This window comes from Actinomyces sp. oral taxon 171 str. F0337 (assembly GCF_005696555.1).
GTDB lineage: Bacteria > Actinomycetota > Actinomycetes > Actinomycetales > Actinomycetaceae > Actinomyces > Actinomyces oris_E.
In genome coordinates this window covers 1,064,096-1,089,550 of the sequence record NZ_CP040005.1, presented here as the reverse complement: position 1 = coordinate 1,089,550, position 25,455 = coordinate 1,064,096, and the positions used below count along the sequence as shown (strand labels likewise).

Below are 25,455 nucleotides of genomic sequence, written 5' to 3'. Positions count from 1 at the left end.
TCGGGAGGTCTCTCCCGCGCTCAGGCACTCCGTGAGGAGCGAGCACCTCGGCTCAGCGGCGGACCACCGGGTTGGAGAAGGAGCCGATACCCTCGACCTCGACCTCGACGCGCTGACCGGCTCGGATCTCACCGACTCCCGCCGGCGTGCCGGTGAGAATGACATCGCCGGGCAGGAGGGTGAAGATCGTCGATACGTAGGCGACCAGCTCGGGAATCGATCGGATCATGTCAGTGGTCCGTCCCTCCTGGACGAGGCGGCCGTCGACCCGGGCGCGCACCACCGCGTCTCCGGGTGAGAAGAGCGGCTCGCGGCCGGGCTCGGGGACCTCGATCCACGGCCCCAGGGGGCAGGAGGTGTCGAAGGCCTTGGCCCGCACCCACTGCGGCTCGGCGCGCTGGCGGTCTCTGGCCGAGACGTCGTTGGCAACCGTGTATCCCAGGATGACGTCGTCGGCGTGCTCCACGGGGACGTCCTTGGCGAGGGTCTTGATGACGACGGCGAGCTCGGCCTCGTAGTGGACCTCCCCGCTCCAGGAGGGCAGGACGATGGGAGCGTCCGGCCCGATGACGGAGGTGTTGGGCTTGAGGAAGACCACCGGGTCGCGTGGCGGCTGGTCCTCCCCCATCTCGGCGATGTGGCCCGCGTAGTTCTTCCCGATCCCCACGACCTTGGAGCGCGGGATGACCGGTGACAGGAGCCGGGCCTCGCCCAGCTCGACGACCTCCCCGGTGGCCTCGGGCAGGGAGTAGAGAGGGTCTCCCTTGAGGACCAGGAGGTGGCCCTCTGACTCGTCCGAGGCGACCTCGTGCTCGGGCAGGCCTTGCACGATGCCGTAACGGGGCTCGTCACCGGTGGAGAAGCGCGCGATCTTCATGGGCCTCAGCCTAGCGCTGTTGGGCTCAGCTGCCCGAGGCCTCCTCGAGCGCGGCGCGACGCTCCGTGATGGCGGCGTGGGCGGCGCCGTCGGCGGCCCAGATGTCTCCGGGGAGCGTGCCGGGCAGGTAGGGATTGTCGGTGGCGATGAAACGGATCTCGTCCTTCTCACCGGCCTCGACGGCGCGGCGCTGGGCCTCCCAGTCGCGCAGGGCTCCGAAGGCCCAGCCTCCCAGCGCGAGGATGGAGACCATGTTGATGACGGTCATCGCTCCCATGACGAGGTCGGACAGGTTCCACACGAAGGTGAGGGTGGACAGGGAGCCGACGGCGGTGGCCACGATGATCATGGCCCGCAGGGCGTAGTGCTTGTGCTGCTTGCCCTGGAGGTAGTCCATGTTGACCTGGGCGTAGGTGTAGTTTCCCAGGAGCGAGGAGTAGGCGAAGACGAAGATGATGACGGCCATGAGGTACTGCGCCCAGCCGCCGAGGACGTTGGTGACCGAGTCGCCGGTCAGGGTGTTGGCGGCGTCCGCAGCTGCTTTGGCTGCCTCTTTGGAAACGTTGGGGCCTGCCGGGGTGTAGACCCCAGAGAGCAGGACGATGAGGGCGGTGACGGTGCACACCACGATAGTGTCGACGAAGACGCCCAGGGACTGCACGAATCCCTGCTGGACGGGGTGGGAGACCGTGGCGGTGGCCGCGATGTTGGGAACCGATCCCTCACCGGCCTCGTTGGAGAAGAGGCCTCGGCGGGTGCCGTGGAGTAGTGCGGCGGTGAATCCCCCGGCAACACCGGCGAAGGCCGCATTGATTCCAAAGGCGCCCTCGAAGATGGAGAGGATCGCACCCGGGATCGCGCCGATGTGCAGCACCAGGATGGCCACGGCGATGAGGGCGTAGACCACCGTCATGATCGGCACGAGCCACTCCGAGACAACAGCGACCGACTTGATGCCCTTGAAGATGATCGGCGTGGTGATGACGACCAGAGCGACAGCGGTCATCCACGGCTCGATGCTGAAGGTTTTCTTCATCGTGGCGGCGATCGTGTTGGCCTGGGTGGCCTCGTAGGCGAAGCCGAAGACGAAGGTGATGACGACGGCGAAGACGCGGGCAGCGGGCTTGGACCCCAGGCCACGCTGGATGTAGTAGGCGGGGCCCCCGCGGAAGGTGCCGTCGGGGTGGGTGACCTTGTAGAGCTGGGCGAGGGTGGCCTCGATGAATCCGGTGGCCATACCTACCAGCGCCACGACCCACATCCAGAACACGGCACCGGGGCCGCCCATGGTGATGGCGATGGCCACGCCCACGATGTTGCCGGTGCCCACGCGGGAGGCCAGCCCGACGGCGAAGGCCTGGAAGGAGGAGATCCCGCCCTCTTTGCTGTCACGGGAGGAGGTGATGGCCCGCACCATGTAGGGGAAGAGCCGCAGCTGCACGAATCCGGTCCGCACAGTGAAGTACAGGCCCCCCAGGACGAGCAGCCAAGCGAGCAGGTAGAGGAACAGGTGCCCGGCGGCGTCATCGAGGATCTTGGCGCCATCGTTGAAGAAGCGCTCCAAGGATGCGGTCCAGCTCTTGTCTGCGCTGGATGCCGCACTGGTCAGGGAAGCCAGAACCGGTTGCACGTGAGATCCTCCGTAGGGGTGGGACGACGGCGCGGGCGAGGTGGGCGTCGGGCACGCGAACCAGCACGGGAACAGTCCGCACCGGGATACACGTCCTGCCCACGTCCCCCTCCTTCGGGAGGGAGGGCACCGTATTCGCGAAGGCTACGGATACAGTGTTTCGATTCGGTGACGGCTCTGTGGCATCGCTGCCGCACGTGCGCGAGGCGCGTGGTGCGTTGTGCGTGACACCTCCCATCTACCGGTCACCTGCCCCCTCCCAGGCGCCTTCCGGCAGAGGCGCCGGAAGGTACTCGGAGTCCCTGCGGAAGACCGACTTGTCGCCCTCCGCCGTTGACGTGCCCCGTCTGGCCTCCCAGTCCCTGAGCGCGCCGACGACCCATCGGCTCAGGAGCACCAGCGCCACGAGGTTGATGATGGCGCCCAGCCCCAGGAGCACGTCCGCCAGGGTCCACACGGTGGTCAGCTGCTGCACGCTGCCGATGCCGGCGCAGATGACGGCGCCGATCTGCAGCGCACGCGCGACCCAGGGACGATCGGTGAGGTAGTCGAGGCAGACCTGGGCGTAGGAGAAGGCCCCGATGATGGTGGTGTAGGCCAGGACGACGACGAGCAGCGCCATGGGCCAGCGGCTCCACTCCCCCACGAGGTGGGCGATGGCGTCCTGGGTCAGGGTTCCCGCACTCTCCTTGGCGCTCGCCCCGGGCTGGAGGACGTCCGCACCGGCGACCAGGATCGCCAGCGCCGTCGCGGTGCAGACGAACAGGGTGTCCACCACGACCCCGAAGGCCTGGATGAATCCCTGCTGGACGGGGTGGCTCACGGTGGCCGAGCCCGCGGCGCAGGCGGCCCCTCCCAGTCCCGCCTCATTGGAGAACAGGCCGCGGCGCACGCCGTTGAGCAGCGCGGCGGTCACCCCGCCGGCCAGGCCGCCCAGCCCCTGGCGCAGGCCGAAGGCGCCCTCGATGATGGAGCGCACCGCCTCGAGGGCCTGGACGGGGTGGGTCAGGAGGACGGCCAGAACCAGCACCAGGTAGGCCAGCGCCATGAACGGGGCCAGGTACTCCGCCACGCGGGCCATGGCGCGCAGGCCTCCCAGGAGGACCGGCGCGGTCAGGGCCACGACGAGGACGGCTCCCAGGCTCGGTGAGAGCCCTCCGGCCCCCTGCAGGGACGCGGTGATGGCGTTGGCCTGCACCATGGGCATGACCAGGCCGTTGGCGACGAGGAAGACGACGGCGAACACCCCGCCCAGGATCGGCAGCCCCAGTCCTCGCGAGATGTAGTAGGCGGGACCGCCGCGGAAGGTGCCGTCGGGGCGACGCACCTTGAACAGCTGGGCGAGCGTGGCCTCACTGAAGGCGGTGGCGGTTCCCAGGATCGCCACGAGCCACATCCACAGCACGGCTCCGGGCCCGCCCAGGATGAGCGCCAGGGCGACCCCGACGATGTTGCCGGTCCCCACCCGGCAGGCCAGTCCGACGGCGAAGGCCTGGAAGGAGGTGATGCCGCCGTGGCTGCCGTCGCGGGAGCCGACCACTGAGGCGGCGATCGCGTCGGTGTGCCGCAACTGGACAGCCCCAGTTCTCACGGTGAAGAAGATGCCCGCCCCGATGAGAAGCCACATGAGGCCCCAGGAGTAGAGCATGTCGGAGAAGGAGGCCAGGACGGCGTCGACCTGGCCCATCCATGAGATGCGCCCCAGAGGTGCCATGAGAATCAGCCCCGCTTCACCACGTCGTCGGGCTCCCAGATGCCGGGGACCACGTCTCCGGGAAGCAGGGAGTTGCCGTGCCCCACGAAGGTCGGCTCGGTGATGCCCCGGGCGCGCTGGGACTCGAAGTCCCGCAGGGCTCCGATGACCCAGGGGGCCAGCCGGATGATGACGACGAGGTTGAGCACGCCCAGGAGCCCCAGGGCGATGTCGGACAGGGCCCAGACGACGGGCAGGGTCAGGACGGTGCCGCCGAAGGCCGCAGCGGTCAGCACGATCCCGAAGATCTGCTCGGCCCGGCGCTCTCCGCCCAGGAAGTTGACGTTGACCTGCGCGTAGGAGTAGCAGCCCAGCACCGTGGAGAAGACCAGGACGAAGATGAGCACCACCATGGGCCAGGTGGTCCAGGAACCCAGGTGCTCGGCAACGGACTGCTGGGTGAGGATCGCTCCGACCAGGGAGCCGTCGCCGGGGTGATAGGTCTCGGTGGTCAGGAGGATGAGCAGGCCGGTGGCCGTGCACACGAGGATCGTGTCGACGAAGACGCCGAAGGACTGGATGAGGCCCTGTCGCACAGGGTGGGCGACGGTCGCGGTGCCGGCGGCATTGGGGACGGTTCCCAACCCGGCCTCGTTGGAGAACAGTCCACGGCGCACGCCGTTGAGCAGCGCCGCGAGGACTCCTCCGGCGGTGCCGAACAGGGCCTGGTTGAGACCGAAGGCCCCTTCAAAGACGCTCAGAAGGACCTCGGGAAGCCTGGCGACGTTGAGGATGATGACCACCAAGGCCATGAGCACATAGGCCAGCGCCATGATGGGCGCCAGCCACTCCGCGACGCGGGCCACGAGCCGGACCCCGCCCAGGACCACGGGGGCAGTCAGCAGGACGAGGAAGACCCCGACCATCCAGGCCGAGACGCTGGGAACGGTGGCGGTGATGACCTGGGCCAGTGAGTTCGTCTGCACCATGACCACCGTCACGCCGACTGAGACGATGCAGATGGCGGCGAATATCTTGCCCCACAGGGGCGAGCCCAGACCGTTCTTGATGTAGTAGGCCGGGCCCCCGCGGAAGGTGAAGTCCCGGCCGCGCTCCTTGAAGATCTGGGCGAGCGTGGACTCCACGAAGCTGGTGGCCATGCCGATGAGGGCGACGACCCACATCCAGAGCAGAGCACCGGGGCCGCCGGCCACAATGGCCAGGGCGACTCCGGCGATGTTGCCGATGCCGACGCGCGCGGCCAGGCCCACGGCGAAGGCCTGGAAAGAGGAGATACCGCCCTGCGCACCGGACCGGGACCCGGACAGCGAGTTGACCATGGTGCCGAAGTGGCGCAGCTGAACCAGACGGCTACGTGCGGTCAGGTAGATGCCGGCCAGGATGAGCAGGGCGGTCAGAAGATAGGTGTAGAAGAAGTCATCGACGGAGTTGAGCAGGTTCTCGATACTGGTGAGGTTCATGCGTCGGCTCCTGTCGAGGCGGCGGGCTGGCTGCTGGCCGGGGTGGCTGCGGGAACGCCGTCGTCGGCGGTGCCGCCCGCCTCGGCCAAGTGGGTCCTCTCGCCGGTCCAGACATCACCGGGGAGGTCACCGGGCAGGTAGGGGTTGCCCACGCCGCTGAACAGGGGCGCGACTCGTCCCGCCGCGCGCTGAGCGTCCCAGTCCCTGAGTGCCCCCACTCCCCAGCGAGCGAGCCAGATGAGGGCGACCAGGTTGGTCAGGGTCATGACGGCCATGGTGATGTCGACGGTGTTCCACACGACGGTCAGAGAGGCGAGGGCCCCCAGCCCGGTGGAGACCACCGAGACGAGCCGGGGCAACCAGCGCCATGCGGGTCGCTCAGAGATGAAGGTCATGGAGACCTCGGAGTAGGTGGCCGCGGCGATGATGGAGGAGAAGGCCAGGACGAAGATGACGATGGCCATGGGAATGGCCGTCCAGCTGCCGAGGGTGGCGGCGACGGCGTCGGAGGTCAAGGTTGCCGCGGCATCGGGGGTCAGCGTGCCGGCCTTGACGAGGGCGGGGCTGTAGACCCCGGAGACCAGGATGATGAAGGCGGTCGCGGTGCACACGACGATGGTGTCGACGAACACGCCGAGGGACTGGATGAGGCCCTGCTGGACGGGGTGGGCCACGGTGGCGGTGGCGGCGGCGAAGGGGGCGGTGCCCTGCCCGGCCTCGTTGGAGAACAGGCCGCGGCGGGTCCCGTTGGTCAGAGCGGCGATGATGCCCCCTGTCATCCCTCCGGCGAAGGGCACCGGACCGAAGGCCGAGAAGACGATCGTGACCAGCAGCCCCGGGAGCTGAGTGACGTGGAGGGCGACGATGACGACGGCCATGACCACGTAGACCAGGGCCATGATGGGCGCCATCCACTCGGTGACGCGGGCGACCCGACGCACTCCCCCCAGGATGACCAGGGCGGCCAGCCCCACCAGCACCGCGGCGGCGACGCTCGGGGGCAGGTGCAGCGGGGAGTCCGGGCCGATGACGCCGGCGACGGCATTGGACTGGACCATGATGATGGAGAAGCCGCAGGTGAAGATCGTCAGCCCCGCGAAGGCGATTCCCAGGGGGCGGCTGCGCAGCCCTCGCGCCATGTAGTAGGCCGGCCCGCCACGGAAGGAGCCGTCGGTGTGGCGGACCTTGAACATCTGGGCCAGGGTCGCCTCGAAGAAGGCCGTGGCCATGCCGACCAGGGCGACCACCCACATCCAGAAGATCGCACCGGGGCCGCCCAGGATGAGGGCGGCGGCCACTCCGAAGACATTGCCGATGCCCACGCGGGCGGCCAGGGAGATCGTGAAGGCCTGGAAGGAGGAGATCCCCCCCTGAGCACCCGAACGCGACCCGGCCACCTGGCGGAACATGTCCGGCAGGCGGCGGAGCTGCACGAAGCCGGTGCGGGCGGTCAGCAGGATCCCGGTACCGACAAGCACCCACATGGTGATGTGGAGCGTGATCCAGTCCGAGACCGCCGCGAGCTGAGCAGCGAGGACATCCATGGGAGATTCAGCCTTTCACGGTGTCACGACAGGTGGGGACGGCCCGCATGCTCTCATGAATCGGCGCCCGGAACATAGTGCGGTCGTTTCTCAGGACGCCGGCGCGGCTCCCCAGCATCAGATTCCCGCCAACCTCCCCGGATCGTTCACTGTCCAGCCCCGTGAGACGATGAGGCCGTGACCTCCCAGACTGCTCCGGCCCTCAACGCGATGCTCGACGCCCTCATTCCGGCTGATGATCCCGAGCGCGTCCCCGAGCCCGAGGAGGTCTACCTGGCCTTCTCGAACTGGGCGGAGGCGACCGGCTGCCCCCTCTACCCGCACCAGGACGAGGCGCTGTCGGAGATCCTGGAGGACCGCCACGTCATCGCCGCCACCCCGACCGGTTCGGGCAAGTCGATGATCGCGCTGGCAGCCCACACCGCCTCCCTGGCCCGCGGGGGCCGCTCCTACTACACGGCCCCCCTCAAGGCCCTAGTCAGTGAGAAGTTCTTCGAGCTGGTGCGCCTGTTCGGGGCCGATAACGTCGGCATGGTCACCGGGGACACCTCCATCAATGCCGCCGCCCCGATCATCTGCTGCACCGCGGAGATCCTGGCCAACCAGTCCCTGCGCGAGGGCGAGGACATGGACGTGGACTGCGTCATCATGGACGAGTTCCACTACTACGCCGACCCGCAGCGCGGCTGGGCCTGGCAGGTACCCCTCCTGGAGCTGCCCCAGGCGCAGATGGTGCTGCTGTCGGCCACGCTGGGCGACGTCTCCTTCTTCGTGCGGGACCTGCGCGAGCGCACGGGCCGCGAGGTCGCCGTCATCGACGACGCCGTGAGGCCGGTTCCCCTGGAGATGGAGTACGTCGTCGAGCCGATCGGTGAGCTGCTTCAGCGCCTGGTGGGCCAGGACAAGGCACCGGTCTACGTCGTCCACTTCTCCCAGAAGGAGGCTGTGGAGCGGGCGACCTCCCTGCTGAGCGTGGACCTGGTGCCCAAGTCCCGCAAGGCCGAGGTCGTGAAGGCGCTCGGCGACTTCCGCTTCGGCGGCGGTTTCGGGGCCACGCTCTCCCGACTGCTGCGCGCCGGTATCGGCGTGCACCATGCGGGCATGCTGCCGCGCTACCGGCGGCTGGTGGAGCGACTGGCCCGCGAGGGCCTGCTGTCCGTCATCTGCGGCACGGACACGCTCGGAGTGGGGATCAACGTACCGATCCGCTCAGTGGTCATGACCTCCCTGGTGAAGTTCGACGGCTCCAAGGAGCGCCACCTCACCGCTCGCGAGTTCCACCAGATCGCCGGACGTGCGGGGCGCGCCGGCTTCGACACCCGCGGCTACGTCTCCGTCCAGGCACCCGAGCACGTCATTGAGAACGCCAAGGCGCTGGCCAAGGCCGGCAACGACGAGCGCAAGCGCCGCAAGATCGTGCGCAAGAAGGCGCCCGAGGGCCGCGTCAACTGGACGGACAAGACCTTCGAGCGGCTGCACGACGCGGCCCCGGAGACACTGACCAGCCAGTTCCAGGTCACCACCACCATGGTGCTGAACCTCATGGAGCGCGCCGGCGACCCGGTGGCGGCGATGGCGGGGCTCCTGGAGCGTGCCCATGAGCCCGAGGCCCAGCGGCGCCGACACGTGCGCCGCGCCCTGGAGATCTACCTGTCCCTGCGCACGGCGGGAGTCCTCACGCACGTCTCCAGCGCCCAGGCCGCCGCCGACGGGCGCCCCCGGCTCCGACTGGCCGTAGACCTGCCGGCGGACTTCGCCCTCAACCAGCCCCTGGCCCCCTTCGCCCTGGCGGCCATGGACCTGCTGAACGTGGAGGCCCCGGAGCACACGGTCGACGTCGTCAGCGTCGTCGAGGCCACCCTGGACGATCCGCGTCCGCTGCTCTACGCCCAGCAGCGCGCCGCCCGCGGCGAGGCGATCGCCGCGATGAAGGCCGAGGGCATGGACTACGAGGAACGCATGGCCGCCCTGGAGGAGATCACCTGGCCCCAGCCCCTGGCCGAGCTGCTCTCCCCCGCCCTGGAGATGTACAAGCAGGCCAACCCGTGGATCGCCGAGCATGAGCTGGCGCCGAAGTCGGTGGTGCGCGAGATGGTGGAGAACGCGATGACCTTCTCCGACCTCATCTCCCGCTACGAGCTGGGCCGCAGCGAGGGCGTGGTGCTGCGCTACCTCACTGACGCCTACCGGGCGCTGCGCCAGGTCGTTCCCGAGGAGCACCGCACACCCGAGGTCACCGAGCTCATCGACTGGCTGGGGGCGCTCGTGCGCGCCGTCGACTCCTCCCTGCTCGACGAGTGGGAGGCGCTCGGCCAGGCCCAGGCGGGCAAGGCGGGTGAGATGGCCGGCCTGCTGGAGGCCGACCGTCCCGGCGCGGACGACTCGGCCGGAGTGGAGCGGGCCTTCGACGCGGGCGAGGACGGGACGGTGGCCTTCACTCGCAACCGTCACGCCTTCCGGGTGGCGGTGCGCCGGGAGATGTTCCGGCGCGTGGAACTCATGGCGCGCGACGACGTCGAGGCCCTGGGCCGCCTGGATGCCTCCTCCGGATGGGGCGAGGACCGCTGGGACGAGGTGCTGGGCCGCTACTGGGACGAGTACGACTGGATCGGCACGGACACCTCGGCTCGGGCGATCTCGCTGGCGCCGCTCGACGAGGACCCTGATGAGACGGCCCTGGCGGCCGCGGGGGTCAGTGAGCGCCTGCGCGAGGCCCTGGAGACCTCCGGCAGGCAGGTGTGGCTGGCCACGCAGGTCCTGGAGGACCCCGACGGCGACCACGACTGGCGTCTGACGGCCCTGGTGGATCTGGCCGAGTGCGACCGGGAGGGGCGCGCGGTCGTCCACCTGCTGTCCGTGGGCCCGCAGCAGGGGTAGCCCATCTCATTGGCTTCCACTGTCAGAGGGCTGCGTGGCTAGGGACAGACCGCGCGGGCGAGCTCACTGATCTGGGCCGGTCGGGTGCGGCAGCACCCGCCGACGAGCCGGACCCCAGCGTCGATCCAGGATGGCGCCAACGCCGGGATTCCAGCCCGGTCACCTGTGGACTGCCAGGTCTTGGTCGCCGGGTCGTAGAGATCGCCCGCATTGGGGTAGGCCGCCAGCGGCTTACCGGTAGCCGCACGCAGCACCGGCAGCGCTCGTGCGACGACGCCCGGGGCCACACAGTTGATACCCACAGCGACGACCATCTCCTCCTGCGCACCCCAGGCCGCAGCCTCGGCCAGCGGCGCGCCATCAGCGAGACGGGCGCCGTCGGAGCGCACCTGGAAGGAGACCCAGCACTCGGCCCGAGGAGCGAGACCCTTCACCATGGCGACGAGTGCCTGCGCCTCGTCCAGACGCGGAATCGTCTCCAGCGCAAACAGGTGGATCCCCTCCCCCACCAGGACCTCGATGCGAGGCAGATGAACCTCCTGGAAACCGGGGTCCTCGGGGATGTCGATGTCGTAGGCACCGGTGTACTCACTGCCATCAGCCAGATAGGCCCCATACGGACCGATCCCTCCGGCAACGAGCACCGACTCCTCGGGGTGCTCCTCACCGAACCGACGGGCCGCCTCCTTGGCCAGACGGGCGCCAACTGCGATAACCCGCCTGGCGCCGGCAGCATCCTCCCCGGACCGGATCAGCGCCGGAAGCGTGGCCTGGTAGGTGTTGGTCGTGATGACGCGAGCCCCCGCATCCAGGTAGTCGGAGTGGACCTCGCGCACGAGGTCGGGCGCCGTGGTGAGCGCACGCGCCGACCACAGCGCATTGCGGGTATCGACCCCGCGGGCATCGAGCTCGGTCCCCATCGCCCCGTCCAGAACGACCGGACCTCGGGCCAGCAGATCCGACAACCGGACCGGTTCTCCCCCAAAGGACGTGGCGGATACCGAGAGCGTTCGCATTGCGACACGGTATCGAATGGCTCGAGATGACACCGGTAGCGTCTCACGTATGGACCCGGTTGCCCATCACCGCGAGCCCGCCGCCTCATCGGCCACCCCGGACACCCCTCCTCATCAGTCCCGGTACAACAGCCCTGAAGGGCGGGGAGACCAGGGCAGCCAGGGGCGTGTCACCGCGCTGGAACGCCGCATGAACCGACGTCACCTCATGATGATCAGCTTCGGCGGGGTCATCGGCACGGGACTGTTCCTCTCGACTGGCAACACGATCCACCAAGCCGGCCCCTTGGGGACCGTGCTGGCCTACTCCATCGGCGCCGTCATCGTCTACCTGGTCATGCTGTGCCTGGGAGAGCTGAGCGTTGCGATGCCCTTCACCGGAGCCTTCCATGTCTACGCCCGCCAGTACCTGGGTCCCGCCACGGGCTTCGTCACCGCCATCCTGTACTGGCTCACGTGGACGGTGGCCCTGGGAAGTGAGTTCACCGGCGCGGCGATGATCATGCACGGCTGGTTCCCGGGCGTTCCCGTATGGGTGTGGGCGGTTACCTTCATCGTGCTGGTCCTCGTGCTCAACATGGTCTCCGTCAAGGTCTTCGCCGAGGCGGAGACTGTGCTGTCCGGGATCAAGGTGGCGGCGATCATTGCGTTCATCGCTCTGGGCACGGCCGCAATCGTCGGGCTGCTGCCCTACGAGGGGCACCGCTCGTTCCTGGGGCTGACGAACCTGTACCGGGACGGCCTCTTCCCCAACGGCTTCGGCGCGGTGTTCACCACGATCCTGGCCGTCAACTTCGCTTTCTCCGGCACCGAGCTCATCGGCATCACCGCCGGAGAGGTCGAGGACCCGGGCACCACCATTCCTCGCGCGATCCAGGCGACCCTGGCCCGCCTGGCCATCTTCTTCATCGGCTCGATCATCGTCATCGCAGCACTGATCCCTTGGGAGAAGGCCGGGGTCGAGGAGAGCCCCTTCGTGACGGTCCTGTCCAGAATCGGCGTGCCCTACGCCGGGGACCTCATGAATATCGTCATCCTGGCCGCCATCCTGTCAGCGGCGAACTCAGGGCTCTACGCCTCGACCCGCATGCTGTGGTCCTTGGCCAATGAGGGCACCCTGCCCACGGTCCTGGCCCGCACCAACCGCTACGGGGTACCCGCACTGGCAATGGGCCTGTCCATGGTCGGTGGGCTGGCCTCACTGCTGACCTCGGCCTATGCGGCCTCCACGGTCTATCTGGTCCTTGTGTCCGTCTCCGGTCTCGCCGTCGTCCTGGTGTGGGCGGTCATCGCCGCATGCCACCTGTCCTTCCGACGGCGCTGGCTCGCTGAGGACCGCAGCCTTGAGGACCTGCCCTACCGGGCTCCCGGGTATCCGTGGCTCTCAATCGCCGCACTGGGACTGTCAGCAGCATCGTGCCTGCTCATCGTCTTCGACCCCGAGCAGCGCGGCAGCCTAGCGATCACCGCCGTCTTCCTCGTGGTCTGCTACGTGGGCTACTGGGGAGCCAACCGCCGCATCAGCCTGTGACGCCTGCGATGAGGCCGAAAAGGTCTTACCGGGTCTCGACGATCTGCTTGCCGAAGGGGAAGCAGGTGACGGGGATGAGCTTGATATTGGCCACGGCCAGTGGGATCCCGATGATGGTGATGGCCTGCGCCGCGGCGGTGGTGACGTGGCCGATGGCCAGCCAGAGCCCGGCGACGAGGAACCAGATGATGTTGCTGATCCCGCTCATGGCGCCGGCCCCGGGAGACGGAACCACCTCACGCCCGAAGGGCCACAGGACGTAAGCGGCGATACGGAAGGAGGCGACACCTGCGGGAATCGTGACGATGAGCAGGCAGGCGATCACTCCGAAGAAGAGGTAACCGAGGAACAGCCAGAACCCGCCGAAAACGACCCAGATGATGTTGAGCAGCGTGCGCATGGTATCTATCTACCACACCAGGGTGCCCCGAGATGCCCGCGCCTGCGCGGTCACCAGAAGATGCGCTGGGCGATGGCGTCGGCGAAGTTGTCCAGCCCCTCCGGTGCCGCCCCGAGGTAGAGGCCCGCGTCGATCAGCGAGACCTCCATGAGGTAGAAACCGCCCTGACCGTCCCCGACGACGTCGACACGGTTGAACAGGAGCTGGATGTCGCGGCCGGAGACCTCCTTGATCAGCGTGTGGATGGCCTTGCGCACCCGCTCGCCCCAGAGCCACTCCTGCTCACTGGGCTCGCGCGCCGTGACGATCTCCTCGTGGATCTGGTCGGTCGACTTGAAGGAGGGGTGGAGCATCGGGGCCTTCTCCACCGCGTGGGACAGCACGCCGTTGAAGTAGACCAGGGAGACCTCACCCTTGCGGTCGACCTCCTCGAGGTAGCGCTGGACCATAACGGTGCGCCCACGGCGCAGGTGGTGCATGGCGTCATTGATCGCCGCGGACCGGGAGGAGGCGTCAGTGGCGGTGTAGCGCCCGGTGCCGCGCCCGCCCGAGGAGACGGCCGGCTTGACGACGAAGTCGCCGTGGGCCGGGAAACGGGTGTGAACCTGGTGCTTGGAGTAGCCGGCCTCCGGCTCCAGCCACATCGTCGGAATCATGGGGACCCCCCACTCGCTGAGCCGGGTGAGGTAGTGCTTGTCCGAGTTCCAGGTGACGACGTCGGGGTGGTTGGCGAGCCTGGGCACCGACCGCGCCCACTGGAGGAACCGGGAGTAGTTGCCCTCGGTGGCATAGTCACGGACGCTGCGCAGCACGACCGTGCCGGACTGGCTCCAGTCGACGTCGGGGTCGTCCCATACGGCAACCCGCGGCTCGATGCCACGCGCACGCAGGGCATCCGGCAGGCCACGGTCATCGTCATCAAGGTCAGGGAAGTCGGCGCAGGTCGCCAGCGTCACGATCGGGTCGCTCATGCGGCCCACGCTACCGCGCGCAGGACCGCGACGAGAGCCACAGACATGTGACACTGAACCGCGACCGCACCAGCGGACACGACTACCTGCTGGTCGGATCGGCCGGCAGGTCTCCGTTCCGCAACCTTCGACACCCACACCTTGCTCAGTCGTCATGCGCGAGGGTGTCACAATGCCGAGGTGACTTCTGAAACCCGCGAGCCGCGCATGACCTCCGCGCAGCGCTACTGGGCATCCATGGCCGCCATTGTTGTCGTGACCATCCTCGTCGCGGGCCTGCTCGGAGGAACCGTCTCGATGCTCACCGGTGCCCGCGCGGGGCGCAGCAGCATGTGGGGCGGCATGGTGGTCGCGCTGGTCATGCTGGCGGGCTGGACCCTCGGCACCCGCGTGCGCGACCGCAAGAAGCTCGACCTCCCCCTGTGGCAACGCCTCACCGAGGAGCAGGCGGCCACTCTGAAGCAGTACCACCAGTGGTCTCGCACCGGCAACATCGACCGGGACGACGACGCCACCCAGGGCGCCTCCTCCAGGCGGAGTGGGGGGACCGGCTCGGGCGCGTCACACGCAGCGCCGTCGAGGAAGCCCTCCTCGCAGGGTGCGATGTCGAAGCGCGACCGCGCTCGCGCCGCCGATGTACGCCGCCGCCGACAGAACCGTGAGGGCGGCTCGTCGCACTGAGCGGGATGCTGGACAGCAGGCAGCAGCAACGCGCCTCTGACCCAACCCACGCCCCCTTGAGACTTGCCACACAATCGCCCGGTTTCGCGGATCCTGACTGGACGAAGACCTCCTCCACCCGTAAAGTATTCCTCCGTCGCCCAGCGAGCCACGACGAATGACATCGCTGTGGTGAATGCACCGCTAGCTCAATTGGCAGAGCAGCTGACTCTTAATCAGCGGGTTCAGGGTTCAAGTCCCTGGCGGTGTACGGTTCTTCCAGCCCACAGGGCCGGAGGACCTGGTCACCATTGACCGAGCACCGCTAGCTCAATTGGCAGAGCAGCTGACTCTTAATCAGCGGGTTCAGGGTTCAAGTCCCTGGCGGTGTACCACGAGGGTCACGCGCTTCGCCTGGGATGACCCCGACGGCACAGCAGCAGGCGCATGACGGCGGTCGAAGGCAACCGCCTCGCACTGAGAAGCTCTCAGAATGCCACCGTTTCAGCGGTTCTCACGCCCTCGTGACCACAGTCTGCGACGGCGGCACCAACCAGCCGCCGCGCCAGAAAGTCTTGATCCGCAAGCACGCCGGTTCGGCAGGTACCTCCCTGCTCAGCCACGCGCTGCGACCCCAGGCCCCAAGGGGCCGACGACGTTGAAGGAAGATGAGGAGATACGTATGACACGCAACATCCACACCATGACCACCCTGACCGCCCTGCCCACCGGGCCGGCAACCACTGACACCCGGGCCGACGACGCGGCCACCAGGGAGCTCTTCGCCGCACGCGCGGAGCTCGCCTCGCTCGGGGTAACCGCCTCCCCCTCGCGCCTCGAGCGGGCACTGGAGCGCCTGGAGGCGGCGCAGCAGGCCTCGCGGCGAACGCTCGCCCAGGCCGCCTGACCCGGAGGTCTCACTCGGAGCTGGGTCAGGGGTCCTGCACGACTATCACCCTGAACGTTTGCCAGATCACGAAAGTAAGTCCTCGAATCCACTGCCGCAGGTACGGGAAACGATGCGAGGATGAGCGCATCCGTCCAGGAGCCCGAGGAGGACCCATGACCCAACTCGCCGCCGGTGACCGAGCCCCGGAGTTCGCCCTGCCCGACCAGAACGGCCGCACCGTGACCCTTGACGACCTTCGTTCCAGCACGGACAAGGGCGTCATCGTCTACTTCTACCCCAAGGCCTGCACTCCGGGATGCACCAAGGAGGCGTGCGACTTCAGGGACTCCTTGGAGGCGCTCGAGGCGGCAGGCTATGCCGTCGTCGGCATCTCCCCCGACCCGGAGAGCGCGCAGGCCAAGTTCTCCAGCCGTCACAACCTGCCCTTCCCCCTGCTGTCGGACTCCGACCACACCGTCATGGAGGCCTGGGGAGTGTGGGGCGAGAAGAAGAACTACGGCAAGGTCTACACCGGCGTCATCCGCTCGACCGTGGTGGTGGCCCCTGACGGGACCGTGACGCTGGCCCAGTACAATGTGCGAGCCACCGGTCACGTCAAGCGGCTGCGCACCGCACTCGGCGTGGACTGATACGAACACGACAGCGGTCGCCGCATTCTGCTATCCGAGGCTGAGGTCGGTAGAGTGGGCGCCGCACAGCGCGAGTGGCGGAATTGGTAGACGCCCCAGGTTTAGGTCCTGGTGCCTTCGGGCGTGAGGGTTCGAGTCCCTTCTCGCGTACGGACTTCGGCCCCCGACGCCACAGGGCGTGGGGGCCTGATGCCAAACCCTTCGGTGGGTCTCGCTGCCTGAGTCACTCCTCGTGCTGGACGACCTCGAAACCGAGGACCTCCACGTTCATGCCCCGGCGCTTGTCGTCCTCGTGCCCGCCGGCGGGCCGCGCCGCGCTCCAGCGCTCGTAGTCCTCACGCGTGTCCCACCGGGTCACCACGAAGTAGCGGTCCTCTCCGACCACCGGGCGCAGCAGCTCGAAGCCCTGGAAGCCCTGCGAGGTATCAACACCTCGCTTCCGTGCGGCGAAGCGCTTCTCGATCTCGGCCTGGGCGCCCTCGGGGAAGGTCAGCGCGGTGATGTTGACATAGGTCATAGGTGTTCTCCTCGGTGTCTCCGTCAGCTCCGGACCGGAACAGATATCGTAACGAACGCTACCGCCTGACCACCGTCGCGGACTACAGACATTGGGCATCCCGAAGTACGGAGCAGCCCCGAGGCCCGTTGGCCGCCGGGTAGCCTGAGCCCATGACAACTGCCCCCTTCACTCGCAAGGACGGCCGCGCCGTCGACGAGCTGCGTCCCGTGACCATGACCCGCCACTGGCTCGACCACGCCGAGGGATCGGTCCTGGTGTCCTTCGGGCGCACCCGGGTCCTGTGCGCCGCATCCTTCACCGAGGGCGTTCCGCGTTGGCGCAAGGGCAGTGGCGAGGGCTGGGTGACCGCCGAGTACGCCATGCTCCCCCGGGCCGGGTCGGAGCGCTCCGGCCGGGAGTCCGTGCGGGGGAAGGTCGGAGGCCGCACCCACGAGATCTCCCGCCTCATCGGCCGCAGCCTGCGCGGCATCATCGACGTCGCCGCACTGGGTGAGAACACGATCGCCCTGGACTGCGACGTGCTGCAGGCCGACGGCGGTACCCGCACCGCGGCGATCACCGGCGCCTATGTGGCCCTGGCCGATGCCGTCGCCTGGGGCACAGAGCGCGGCCTTATCAAGGCCCGCCCCGGCAAGCCGGCGCTCTCCGACTCCCTGTCCGCCATCTCGGTGGGGATCATCGACGGCGTCCCCTGCCTCGACCTGCCTTATGAGGAGGACGTGCGCGCCCAGACCGACATGAATGTCGTCCAGACCGGGGACGGCCGCTTCATCGAGGTCCAGGGCACCGCCGAGCACGCCCCCTTCGACCGCTCCGAGCTCGGAGAGCTGCTTGACCTGGCCGCCGTCGGTAACAGCCGGCTGGCGGCGCTCCAGCGCCAGGCCCTGGCCGGCCCCAGCGGCGAGCCCTTCACCGTGTCCTCCCCTCAGTCCTCGTCCCAGCCCGCGGAGGTCTGAGCCGTGAGTGCCTCATCAGCCGCCGAAGGCGCCACCCCGCTCACTGACCGGATCCAGGTGCCCGCTGGCTCCCGGCTCGTCCTGGCCACCCACAACGCCGGCAAGCTGAACGAGCTGCGACAGATCCTGACACCGCTCGTACCGGGACTGGATCCCGGCTCCATCATTTCAGCCGCCTCCCTCCAGGCACCGGAGCCGGTGGAGGACGGCCTGTCCTTCGCTGACAACGCCCTGCTCAAGGCCCGAGCCCTGGCCGGTGCCACGGGCCTGCCCGCGGTCGCCGACGACTCGGGCCTGTGCGTCGACGTCCTGGGCGGAGCGCCGGGGATCTTCTCGGCGCGCTGGAGCGGCCGGCACGGTGACGACACCGCGAACCTTCAGCTGCTCCTGGCCCAGCTGGCCGACGTCGCCGACCCGCACCGCAGCGCGCGCTTCACCTGTGCCGCGGTCTTGGTCCAGCCGGCTTCCGGCAGGGGGCCGGAGCAGGTCACCACCATCGAGCGCTCCATGGAGGGGCGCCTGACCTGCTCCCCCCTGGGGGAGGGGGGATTCGGCTACGATCCGATCTTCGTGCCCGTCCAGGAGGACGAGCCTGGCTGTCGGGGCCGGACCACCGCCCAGATGACGTCTGAGGACAAGCACGCCATCTCCCACCGGGGGCAGGCCTTCCGTGCCCTGGCACCGGTCCTGGCCGAGCTCCTGAACCAGTAGCTAGCCGGTCGCATCTCACTTGCCGGGCACCCGGTGGGCACGCCGGTGCTCAGCCCCTGCCTGCTTCTGCTCGGCGAGGCGACGCGCCACGGGCCTGGGAGTCAAGGAGTCGTGGGCGCGCACGTAGCCGTAGAGCCATCTCCATCCTCCCAGGAACACCAGGAGGAAGGCCCCGGTCATCACCGCCCAGGAGGCCATGGCGGACACGTCGTTGAATGCTGACGTCACGTGGCGCAGCACGACCCATACCAACCAGCTGATCCCCACGATGATAAGCCCCTCGGGCAACGCCATCTCCAGGTGGTCGGGGTGAGAGCGTCGCAGGAGCCAGGTCACGCCCCAGGCGACGACGAGGCCCGCACCCGCCTGCCACAGGGACGCGGGAACCTGCCCCAGGCTGCGGGTGGAGGCGGCGCCGAACAGGGCCACGAGCACGACGGCCGCCAGGTCCGCGGGAACCACCAACCACCAGCGGGTCCGCCTGCCACGGGTCCAGGGGCAGTCCACTCCATCGGGAAGAGCCGGGCTGAAGGAGACCTGTCGTCGTTGAGTGGGGCGATCGTGCCCGTCAGCGCTCACAGCTCCCAGACGGCGTCCGCCGTCGCCGCCTCCAACGGGCCGGAGTAGACGGCTGCGGCCTCCTTGAGAGGAACGGCCGGATCCGTCCAGGGCTGGATGTGGGTGAGAACAAGGTGCCCCGCACCGGCCTGGGCGGCGAGCTCACCAGCGCGACGCCCCGTCATATGCATGCCGCCCACGGTGTCGCGGCCCTCGACGAAGGCCGCCTCGGCCAGGAGGAGGTCCACTCCCTGAGCCATGTCGCTCATGGTCTGGCAGATGTCCGTGTCCCCGGTGAAGGCCAGGCTGACCTGACGGGAGGGGTCCTCCTCACTGGGGCCCTCGATCCGGTAACCATAGGCCTCCACGGGATGAAGCGCCTCGAAGGGTGAGATGACCAGGGGGCCCACGCTGTAGGACCTGCCCGGCACAGCGGTGACGAAACCGAACTCCGTGGCGTAGCGCTCACTGGGCGGGACACCATCAACTCCCTGCAGACGCTCCAACAGCTCCGAGGGCCCCAGGCAGGCGACCGGCCCGAGCGCCCCCGTGGGCAGCCAGCGCCGGTAGACGTGCATGCCCACCAGGTCGACCATGTGATCGGCGTGGCAGTGGGAGATGGCAATGGCGTCGAGCTCGGCGGGATCGAGGTGGCGCAGCAGCTGCCCCATTGATCCCGGCCCGAGATCCAGCACGATCGAGTAGGTGCGCGGTGCGCGGTCGGCGTCAACTCCGTCGGCCTGCACCAAGTAGGAGGAGGCCGAGGACTGGGGACCCGACATGGAGCCCGAGCAACCGATAATCGTAAGTCTCATGCAGATCCTTGATGGGCGGTGGGAGGTGAGGAGAGCCGGGGCAGCTCGACAGGGGCCTCCACTGCCCCGGAGGAGAAGGCGACACGCTCGACGGCGGCAACCTCGGGGCCGAGGAAGCGCCGGGCCAGGACGGAGAAGGCCTCCGGGTCGCCGGTGGAGGCGAAGTCATGGCGAGGTTCGGGGGCGTCGGGTCCGCGCAGAAGGTTCTTGCCTGCCAGTGCCCGGTAGACGTCCTTGGCGGTCTCGTCCGAGGATGTCACCAGGGCCACGTCCTCCCCCATGACGTAGGAGATCGGCCCCACCAGCAGGGGGTAGTGGGTGCAGCCGAGGATGAGGGTGTCCACGCCGGCGGCCTTGATGGGAGCCAGGTACTCCTCGGCGACGTCGAGCACCTCGGGGCCGGTGGTCACCCCCCGCTCGGCCAGCTCGACGAAACGCGGACACGCCTGTGAGACGAGCTCGACGCCGGGAACGGCCTGAAGCGCGTCGTCATAGGCTCGGGAGTCAACCGTCCCACGGGTGGCGATCAGGCCCACCTTGCCGTTGCGGGTCACTCGGGCCGCCGTACGTGCCGCCGGGTGGATGACCTCGATGACCGGGACGCCCCGCCCCAGGGTGTAGCGTTCACGCGCATCATGCAGGACGGCCGCGGAAGCGGTGTTGCAGGCGATGACGAGCAGCTTGACCCCGCGGTCCACGAGCTCGTCCATGATGCTCAGAGCCAGGGACCGGACCTCGGCGATGTCTCGGGGGCCGTAGGGACCGTTGGCGGTGTCTCCGATGTAGAGCACCTGCTCATGGGGCAGCTGGTCGAGGACAGAACGGGCGACGGTGAGGCCACCGACCCCAGAGTCAAACATCCCGATCGGAGCATCATTCACACCGCGAGACTATGCGGGCCCTGTGCCCCCGAACAGCGCGGATACCAGTGATTCCTGCCACCAGGTGATCATGTCGTAGACGAGCGCCGTCCCCCGGTACCACTGCTCGCGAGACGTCTCCTCCTCGGGGAGCTCCTGGAAGGCGGCTGTGTGAACTCGCTCGGCGTCCTGAGCCGACTCGATACCCAGCCGCTGGGCCAGCACGAGCCGGATGTCATTGGTCGCCCCCAGCCAGTCGGACTCCTGACCCGGGGCCACAAGCACTGTCTCCCCGGGGCCCGACGGCTCCCGCAGCTCGGCGGCCAGGCGCACCAGGCGGTCGACCTTGTCACCCCGCAGGCGCGCACGAGTCAGGCTGCTGACCTCCATCGAGGTGAGGGAATCCTCCGAGGCCTGCGGAAGCAGGACGGCGATGACGGGATCCGCGTTCGGACGACCGGCATGAACGTGATTGATTGGCGCATCGAGGTCGAAGTCCAGGGCCTCCAGGACCTCACGATCCCGCTCGCTCTCCCCCGGGCGCACCGGGTCGGGGCGGGACGGCGAGGAGGTCTCGGACTCGCAGGCGTCCTCGGCGCAGGGGGCATCCGCTTGGAGAAGGCCCCGGACCTCCAGTGCCAACCTGGCGATGAGCTCGCGCTCCCAGTCGTCAAGGCCGCAGGCCAGCCCCTCGGGGACTCGGCGGAAGGCTCGCATCAGCGCCCTCCTGAGGAATCGTCCGCGGAGGCGTCGGCGTCCTCACCCATCGGCTCGATGGTGGCGCGCAGACCGTAGCCGTGCATCGCCGTGACATCGACCTCCATGCGCTCGCGGGCCCCTCGGGAGACCACGGCGCGGCCGGCGGTGTGCACCTGCATCATCCGCGCCTCGGCCACAGGCAGTGAGAAGCCGAAGTAGGAGTGGAACACCCAGGTCACATAGCTCATCGTGTTGATCGGATCATCGTGGACCACGGTGCACCACAGGCGCTGGGCACGGACACGCGACTCCTCCAGGGTCTCCGGTTTCACAACGGGCAACGAGGTGCTCATACCACCAGGGTAGCGGTGAGCCGCGATAGGTTGTTCCCGTGAACAGCTATATGCCCACTGCCGAATCCACCGCCGCCTCCATGGACGGGTCCGCGGCCTCGACCTCGCTGCTGACCGACATGTACGAGCTCACGATGCTGCAGGGAGCACTGGCATCGGGGGCCGCCGCACGGCGCAGCGTCTTCGAGCTCTTCGGCCGCAGGCTCCCCGGGTCGCGTCGCTTCGGTGTCGTCGCGGGCACCGGCCGACTGCTGGACGCCATCGAGGCCTTCACGTTCACCCCCTCCCAGATCGACTTCCTGCACCGCGCCGAGGTCGTCAACGACGAGACCCTGGACTTCCTGCGCGGCTACCGCTTCACCGGGACGATCCGCGGCTACGCCGAGGGCGAGTGCTACTTCGCAGGCTCTCCGCTGCTGACCGTGGAGGGCACATTCGCCGAGGCCTGCATCCTGGAGACCCTCGCCCTGTCGATCTACAACTACGACTGCGCCGTCGCTTCAGCCGCCTCCCGCATGACTATCGCCGCCCACGGACGCCCCTGCGTGGACTTCGGGGCGCGCCGCGGCCATGAGCAGGCGGCCGTGGCCGCGGCCAGGGCCTCGGTCGTCGGCGGTTTCGTGGGAACGAGCAACCTGGAGGCGGGACTCCTCTACGGCATTCCCACGGTGGGGACCTCGGCGCACTCCTTCACCCTCCTGCACGACACGGAGGAGGATGCCTTCGCCGCGCAGGTGGCCAGTCTCGGACCGAGCACCACGATCCTGGTGGACACCTATGACATCACCACCGGCGTGGAGCGGGCGGTCAAGGCGGCCCGCGCCGCCGGTGGCGAGCTCGGAGCGGTGCGCCTGGACTCCGGCGACCTGGTGGCCGAGGCCTTCAAGGTGCGCGCCCAGCTCGACGCCCTGGGGGCGACGTCGACAAGGATCACCGTCACCAACGACCTCGACGAGCACGCCATCGCGGCACTGGGGGCGGCCCCCGTGGACTCCTACGGCGTGGGCACCAAGCTCGTCACGGGCTCGGGGCGCCCGACCGCGGCGCTCGTCTACAAACTGGTGGAGCGCGAGGGCGCCGACGGCACCATGGAGGAGGTCGCCAAGTTCTCCTCGGGCGGCAAGTCCACCGTGGGTGGCCGCAAGTGGGCCGGCCGCATCCTCACCTCCGAGGGCACAGCCGCCGAGGAGCTGGTGGTCTCCTCCAGCTCGCAGGAGCAGGGACTGTCGGCGTTGAGCCAGGCCGGCGCCCGACCGCTTCAGGTGCTCCTGGTCGATGAGGGCAGGATCATCGAGGAGCACCGCGGCAAGGAGGCCTTGAGCGCGGCGGCGGAGCGGCACCGGGCTTCCCGCGCCGAGCTCCCCTATAACGCCTGGCGCCTGAGTGACGGTGAGTCGGCACTGCCGACCCGCCACGTCGACCTCGACGGGCGAGGCGCCACCCGACGCTGACCGGCGGCAGAGGCGCCTCCGGCCACCAGTCAGCGCTGCTTGTCAGCGCTTGCCGACGAACCAGCGCCGCAGAGTCTGGATGCGCCTCTCGATCTCCTCGGTGGACGCCGCCGCGACCTCCGGCCCCCCGCACACGCGTCGGAGCTCGTTGTGGACGACGCCGTGGGGCCGGCTCGAACGGCGGGCCCACGCGGCCACCAGCTGGGAGAGCTCCTTACGGGCAGCTGCCCGACGCCGGGCGTCGTCGACGCCTGAGTTCTTCCGCCTCTGCGCCTCGGCGGCGGCCTGCTTCTTCTGGGAGGCGATCTGCTTGTCCTGGCGCTGGCGCAGCAGGGCGGTCACCTGCTCGGGCTCCAGCAGACCCGGCAGCCCCAGGTACTCCTGCTCCTCGATGCTGCCCACCATGGCGCCGGTACCGAACTCGCCACCGTCGAAGAGCACGCGGTCGAACTCGGCCTGGCTGTCCATGGCCTCGAAGCCGGGCAGCAGCTCGGCCGAGGCGTTCTCAGTCCTGTTGGCCTCTGTGAGCAGCCGGTCCTCGGGACTGAACAGGGCATCCTCCTGCGCCGCCGCGTCGGGTCGGCTCAGGACGTGGTCGCGGGCCACTTCCATCTCCCCGGCCAGGGCCAGCAGGGGCGTGACCGATGGGAGGAACACCGAGGCGGTCTCCCCCCGGGCCCGCGAGCGCACGAAGCGCCCCACCGCCTGGGCGAAGAAGAGCGGGGTGGAGGTGGAGGTGGCGTAGACGCCCACGGCCAGGCGGGGCACGTCCACTCCCTCCGAGACCATGCGCACGGCCACCAGCCAGCGGTCGGTGGAGGCGGAGAAGGCCTCGATGCGGCTGGAGGCGCCGTTGTCGTCGGAGAGGACAACCGTGGGGGCCTCGCCGGTGATGGCGCGCAGCTGCTTGGCGTAGGCACGGGCCTTGGCCTGGTCGGAGGCGATGACGAGGGCTCCTGCGTCGGGCACCTGGCGGCGCACCTCGGTCAGGCGCTGGTCAGCGGCGGCCAGGACCGCGGGGATCCACTCCCCCGCCGGGTCGAGTGCGGTGCGCCAGGCCTGGGCCTCCAGGTCCTTGGTGAGGGGCTCGCCCAGGCGGGCCGCGACCTCGTCGCCGGCCTTGGTGCGCCAGCGCATCTGCCCCGAGTAGGACATGAACATCACAGGGCGCACGACTCCGTCGCGCAGCGCGTCGGAGTAGCCGTAGGAGTAGTCGGCCTGGGAGCGCTTCGCCCCGGAGGCGTCCTCCTTGTACCGCACGAACGGGATCGGGGAGGTGTCGGAGCGGAAGGGTGTCCCGGTCAGGGCCAATCGCCTGCGTGCCGGGGTGAAGGCCTCGCGGATCGCGTCGCCCCAGCTCAGGGCGTCTCCCCCGTGGTGGATCTCGTCGAGGATGACCAGGGTGCGGGCCTGGTCGGTGCGGGCGCGGTGGAGGTTGGCGTTGGCGGCCACCTGGGCGTAGGTCAGGGCGACGCCGTCGAAGCGTGACCCGAGTGCTCCTTGGGAGTTGGAGTATGAGGGGTCGATATGGATGCCGACCCGGGCGGCGGCCTCCGCCCACTGGTACTTGAGGTGCTCGGTGGGGCAGACGATCGTCACCTTGTGGACGTCGCCGGAGCTGAGCAGCTCGGTGGCCACTCGCAGCGCGAAGGTCGTCTTGCCGGCCCCGGGGGTGGCCACTGCCAGGAAGTCCTGGGGCATCGTCTCCAGGTACTGCCCCAGCGCGGCGGCCTGCCAGGCTCGCAACGAACCGGCTGTCCCCCAGGCGGCGCGGCGCGGGTAGGCCGGGGGGAGGTTCTGGGCCGCCGACGTCGAGACTCGCGTCGGGGTGGGGTGGGTCGCCTGGCCGCCGCGGGCGGCGCTCACCGACCGCCTCGCCCGAACGGGAGGCGGGGGAAGCGCGGCCCTTTGCCGTCACCGGAGCCATCCCCGCCGCGCATCTCCTCGTAGATGGACTTGCAGGTGGGGCACACCGGGTACTTCGACGGGTCGCGCCCGGGCGTCCACACCTTGCCGCACAGGGCGACAACGGGACGCCCGGTGACAGCGGCCGCGGCGATCTTGTCCTTGCGGACGTAGTGGGCGAAGCGGTCGGCGTCGCCGTCGTCGGTCGACTGGAGCTCCTCGCGTTCCAGGACAGCCGTACCGACGCCCTGGGTGGGCTCGGCGGCAGGATCGGTCGGGGCTCCGGGCGATCCGGGATCAGCGCTGGCGAGGACATCTGTCATGCCGCCCAGTGTAGGTCGGACAGTGCGCACCGGCAGTCGCCCGCCCCGCTCCTGTGGGCAGGCTCTCCCCTGAGGAGAGCATGAC

The 25,455-nt window shown here is 69.0% G+C and carries 24 protein-coding genes and 3 tRNA genes; 11 read left to right on the top strand and 16 right to left on the bottom strand.

What is annotated here, in order from left to right:
- Positions 1 to 52: 52 nt before the first annotated feature.
- The 5 genes from FBF36_RS04835 to FBF36_RS04815 form a co-directional block, all read right to left on the bottom strand.
- Positions 53 to 877: a fumarylacetoacetate hydrolase family protein gene (locus FBF36_RS04835; RefSeq protein ID WP_009398539.1), complete on the bottom strand. Its 825-nt coding sequence runs from the start codon at positions 875 to 877 to the stop codon at positions 53 to 55.
- A 25-nt stretch (positions 878 to 902) separates the two neighbouring features.
- Positions 903 to 2,507 carry an alanine/glycine:cation symporter family protein gene (locus FBF36_RS04830; RefSeq protein ID WP_034493522.1) on the bottom strand — a complete coding sequence of 535 codons (1,605 nt, stop codon included), beginning with the start codon at positions 2,505 to 2,507 and terminating at the stop codon, positions 903 to 905.
- 238 nt (positions 2,508 to 2,745) lie between these two features.
- The gene (locus tag FBF36_RS04825; RefSeq protein ID WP_087944043.1) at positions 2,746 to 4,221 is read right to left on the bottom strand and encodes an alanine/glycine:cation symporter family protein; all 1,476 of its coding nucleotides are present in this window, start codon (positions 4,219 to 4,221) and stop codon (positions 2,746 to 2,748) included.
- Positions 4,222 to 4,226: 5 nt separating this feature from the next.
- On the bottom strand, positions 4,227 to 5,681 hold the full coding sequence (locus FBF36_RS04820; protein WP_009398533.1) for an alanine/glycine:cation symporter family protein: 1,455 nt from the start codon (positions 5,679 to 5,681) through the stop codon (positions 4,227 to 4,229).
- Positions 5,678 to 7,225 carry an alanine/glycine:cation symporter family protein gene (locus FBF36_RS04815; protein ID WP_009398531.1) on the bottom strand — a complete coding sequence of 516 codons (1,548 nt, stop codon included), beginning with the start codon at positions 7,223 to 7,225 and terminating at the stop codon, positions 5,678 to 5,680. Before FBF36_RS04815 ends, FBF36_RS04820 begins: the two co-directional genes overlap by 4 nt.
- A gap of 210 nt (positions 7,226 to 7,435) precedes the next feature.
- Here FBF36_RS04815 and FBF36_RS04810 point away from each other — a divergent pair, with 210 nt between their 5' ends.
- Positions 7,436 to 10,102: a DEAD/DEAH box helicase gene (locus tag FBF36_RS04810; RefSeq protein ID WP_009398527.1), complete on the top strand. Its 2,667-nt coding sequence runs from the start codon at positions 7,436 to 7,438 to the stop codon at positions 10,100 to 10,102.
- Between the two features lie 38 nt (positions 10,103 to 10,140).
- Here the strand turns inward: FBF36_RS04810 and mmuM are convergent, their stop codons facing one another.
- Complete coding sequence (gene mmuM, locus FBF36_RS04805) at positions 10,141 to 11,118, bottom strand: homocysteine S-methyltransferase (protein ID WP_009398525.1); 978 nt, start codon at positions 11,116 to 11,118, stop codon at positions 10,141 to 10,143.
- A 190-nt stretch (positions 11,119 to 11,308) separates the two neighbouring features.
- On the opposite strand from mmuM, the gene FBF36_RS04800 reads away from it, so the two are divergent.
- A complete protein-coding gene (locus tag FBF36_RS04800) occupies positions 11,309 to 12,649 on the top strand; it encodes an amino acid permease (RefSeq protein WP_034493518.1) in 1,341 nt (446 codons plus the stop codon).
- 25 nt (positions 12,650 to 12,674) lie between these two features.
- Here the strand turns inward: FBF36_RS04800 and FBF36_RS04795 are convergent, their stop codons facing one another.
- Positions 12,675 to 13,049: a YccF domain-containing protein gene (locus FBF36_RS04795; RefSeq protein ID WP_009398519.1), complete on the bottom strand. Its 375-nt coding sequence runs from the start codon at positions 13,047 to 13,049 to the stop codon at positions 12,675 to 12,677.
- Positions 13,050 to 13,099: 50 nt separating this feature from the next.
- Complete coding sequence (locus tag FBF36_RS04790) at positions 13,100 to 14,020, bottom strand: ATP-grasp domain-containing protein (RefSeq protein ID WP_009398517.1); 921 nt, start codon at positions 14,018 to 14,020, stop codon at positions 13,100 to 13,102.
- Between the two features lie 180 nt (positions 14,021 to 14,200).
- Between FBF36_RS04790 and FBF36_RS04785 the strand changes: the two genes are divergently transcribed.
- From FBF36_RS04785 to FBF36_RS04760, 6 genes are all read left to right on the top strand, one after another.
- Positions 14,201 to 14,701 carry a hypothetical protein gene (locus tag FBF36_RS04785; RefSeq protein WP_034493516.1) on the top strand — a complete coding sequence of 167 codons (501 nt, stop codon included), beginning with the start codon at positions 14,201 to 14,203 and terminating at the stop codon, positions 14,699 to 14,701.
- Between the two features lie 177 nt (positions 14,702 to 14,878).
- Positions 14,879 to 14,951, top strand: a tRNA-Lys gene (locus FBF36_RS04780).
- A 48-nt stretch (positions 14,952 to 14,999) separates the two neighbouring features.
- Positions 15,000 to 15,075: transfer RNA gene (locus FBF36_RS04775), tRNA-Lys, on the top strand.
- Positions 15,076 to 15,362: 287 nt separating this feature from the next.
- Complete coding sequence (locus FBF36_RS04770) at positions 15,363 to 15,587, top strand: hypothetical protein (protein WP_009398507.1); 225 nt, start codon at positions 15,363 to 15,365, stop codon at positions 15,585 to 15,587.
- A 155-nt stretch (positions 15,588 to 15,742) separates the two neighbouring features.
- Complete coding sequence (gene bcp / locus FBF36_RS04765; RefSeq protein WP_009398506.1) at positions 15,743 to 16,219, top strand: thioredoxin-dependent thiol peroxidase; 477 nt, start codon at positions 15,743 to 15,745, stop codon at positions 16,217 to 16,219.
- A 68-nt stretch (positions 16,220 to 16,287) separates the two neighbouring features.
- A tRNA-Leu gene (locus tag FBF36_RS04760) sits at positions 16,288 to 16,369 on the top strand.
- A 73-nt stretch (positions 16,370 to 16,442) separates the two neighbouring features.
- Here FBF36_RS04760 and FBF36_RS04755 read toward each other — a convergent pair.
- On the bottom strand, positions 16,443 to 16,736 hold the full coding sequence (locus FBF36_RS04755; RefSeq protein ID WP_009398504.1) for an antibiotic biosynthesis monooxygenase family protein: 294 nt from the start codon (positions 16,734 to 16,736) through the stop codon (positions 16,443 to 16,445).
- 152 nt (positions 16,737 to 16,888) lie between these two features.
- On the opposite strand from FBF36_RS04755, the gene rph reads away from it, so the two are divergent.
- Both rph and rdgB read left to right on the top strand, forming a co-directional pair.
- Positions 16,889 to 17,695 carry a ribonuclease PH gene (gene rph, locus FBF36_RS04750; protein WP_009398502.1) on the top strand — a complete coding sequence of 269 codons (807 nt, stop codon included), beginning with the start codon at positions 16,889 to 16,891 and terminating at the stop codon, positions 17,693 to 17,695.
- Positions 17,696 to 17,698: 3 nt separating this feature from the next.
- On the top strand, positions 17,699 to 18,406 hold the full coding sequence (gene rdgB / locus FBF36_RS04745) for an RdgB/HAM1 family non-canonical purine NTP pyrophosphatase (RefSeq protein WP_009398499.1): 708 nt from the start codon (positions 17,699 to 17,701) through the stop codon (positions 18,404 to 18,406).
- A 15-nt stretch (positions 18,407 to 18,421) separates the two neighbouring features.
- Here the strand turns inward: rdgB and FBF36_RS04740 are convergent, their stop codons facing one another.
- Genes FBF36_RS04740 through clpS form a run of 5 tightly spaced genes read right to left on the bottom strand, consistent with a single transcriptional unit; the run spans position 18,422 to position 21,691 of the window.
- On the bottom strand, positions 18,422 to 18,985 hold the full coding sequence (locus FBF36_RS04740; protein ID WP_225792466.1) for a DUF3054 domain-containing protein: 564 nt from the start codon (positions 18,983 to 18,985) through the stop codon (positions 18,422 to 18,424).
- Positions 18,982 to 19,779 (bottom strand): MBL fold metallo-hydrolase, encoded by a 798-nt coding sequence (locus FBF36_RS04735; RefSeq protein ID WP_009398496.1) that lies wholly within the window; start codon positions 19,777 to 19,779, stop codon positions 18,982 to 18,984. Before FBF36_RS04735 ends, FBF36_RS04740 begins: the two co-directional genes overlap by 4 nt.
- Positions 19,776 to 20,639: a glutamate racemase gene (murI, locus tag FBF36_RS04730; RefSeq protein ID WP_009398495.1), complete on the bottom strand. Its 864-nt coding sequence runs from the start codon at positions 20,637 to 20,639 to the stop codon at positions 19,776 to 19,778. Before murI ends, FBF36_RS04735 begins: the two co-directional genes overlap by 4 nt.
- Before the next feature lie 30 nt (positions 20,640 to 20,669).
- On the bottom strand, positions 20,670 to 21,356 hold the full coding sequence (locus FBF36_RS04725; RefSeq protein ID WP_009398494.1) for a DUF2017 family protein: 687 nt from the start codon (positions 21,354 to 21,356) through the stop codon (positions 20,670 to 20,672).
- Positions 21,356 to 21,691, bottom strand: a complete 336-nt coding sequence (gene clpS / locus FBF36_RS04720; RefSeq protein ID WP_009398493.1) for an ATP-dependent Clp protease adapter ClpS — start codon at positions 21,689 to 21,691, stop codon at positions 21,356 to 21,358. Before clpS ends, FBF36_RS04725 begins: the two co-directional genes overlap by 1 nt.
- Positions 21,692 to 21,771: 80 nt before the next feature.
- On the opposite strand from clpS, the gene FBF36_RS04715 reads away from it, so the two are divergent.
- Positions 21,772 to 23,142 (top strand): nicotinate phosphoribosyltransferase, encoded by a 1,371-nt coding sequence (locus FBF36_RS04715; RefSeq protein WP_087944047.1) that lies wholly within the window; start codon positions 21,772 to 21,774, stop codon positions 23,140 to 23,142.
- Positions 23,143 to 23,184: 42 nt separating this feature from the next.
- Here the strand turns inward: FBF36_RS04715 and FBF36_RS04710 are convergent, their stop codons facing one another.
- Positions 23,185 to 25,008, bottom strand: a complete 1,824-nt coding sequence (locus FBF36_RS04710) for a DEAD/DEAH box helicase (protein ID WP_034493511.1) — start codon at positions 25,006 to 25,008, stop codon at positions 23,185 to 23,187.
- Positions 25,005 to 25,370, bottom strand: a complete 366-nt coding sequence (locus FBF36_RS04705; RefSeq protein WP_009398490.1) for a DUF3039 domain-containing protein — start codon at positions 25,368 to 25,370, stop codon at positions 25,005 to 25,007. Before FBF36_RS04705 ends, FBF36_RS04710 begins: the two co-directional genes overlap by 4 nt.
- Between the last annotated feature and the right edge of the window lie 85 nt (positions 25,371 to 25,455).